Origin of the sequence: Nonomuraea lactucae, from assembly GCF_003313395.1 — a bacterium.
Classification (GTDB): Bacteria; Actinomycetota; Actinomycetes; order Streptosporangiales; family Streptosporangiaceae; genus Nonomuraea; species Nonomuraea lactucae.
This window is the reverse complement of record NZ_QNFZ01000345.1, coordinates 1-689: the sequence shown is the minus strand read 5'-3', so window position 1 is coordinate 689 and position 689 is coordinate 1. Positions and strand designations below refer to the sequence as shown.

Sequence of the window (689 nt, the reverse complement as noted above, 5' to 3'; positions counted from 1 at the left end):
CGCGACACCACGGGCGGCGCCGCCGGAGGCTCTCCGGGGGGCGCGCCGGGCGGCGTCCCGGGAGTGGCGGCCACCGGGGTGGGCACCGCGAGGGCCAAGCCCGCGGGAGCGAGGGCGAACCCGGCCGCTGAGTTCGGCTTCTCCGGCGATCCCGGCCAGCACGGCGTCCCCCAGGACGACATGCTCCACGCCCAGCGCGTCTGGGACGCCTCGCTCGCCGCCAGCCGCCTGGACAACCTGGGCGTCACCGCCGAACGCCGGCGCGTGGAGACCTCCGAGATCAGCACCAGCGTCGGCGTCGTCATCGACGGTCATCCCGAGGACGTACGGGAGGTGTTGCGGTCGGTGATCGAGCACAGCGGCGCGCGGATCCTCGCCCTCGACCTGGGCGACGTGGACGGCGCCGGAGGCGTGCTGCGCGAGCTGGCGGGCCGCCATCCCGACCGCGTCACCGCCTGGCACGTGGCCGAGACCCCGGCCTGGCGCGGCGGCACGGCCACGTGGGGCGCGTGCCTGGCCAAGCTGCTGCGGCTCGACACGTCCGAGGTGCACGTCGTGATGGACGGCTCCATCGCGCTCGACGGCGACGCGCTCAGCCCGCTGGTCGCCGCGGTCGACGGTGGCGCGGTGGCCGCCGGCTGGACGGGGCTGGAGCGACACGGCGGCGAGTGGCGCGCGGCCGGACCGGG

Annotated in this window: 1 protein-coding gene; it reads left to right on the top strand. The window is 77.2% G+C overall.

Annotated features, from left to right (window positions below):
• A partial coding sequence (locus tag DQW85_RS21860) for a hypothetical protein (RefSeq protein WP_162795200.1) occupies positions 1 to 689 on the top strand: 689 nt, incomplete at both ends.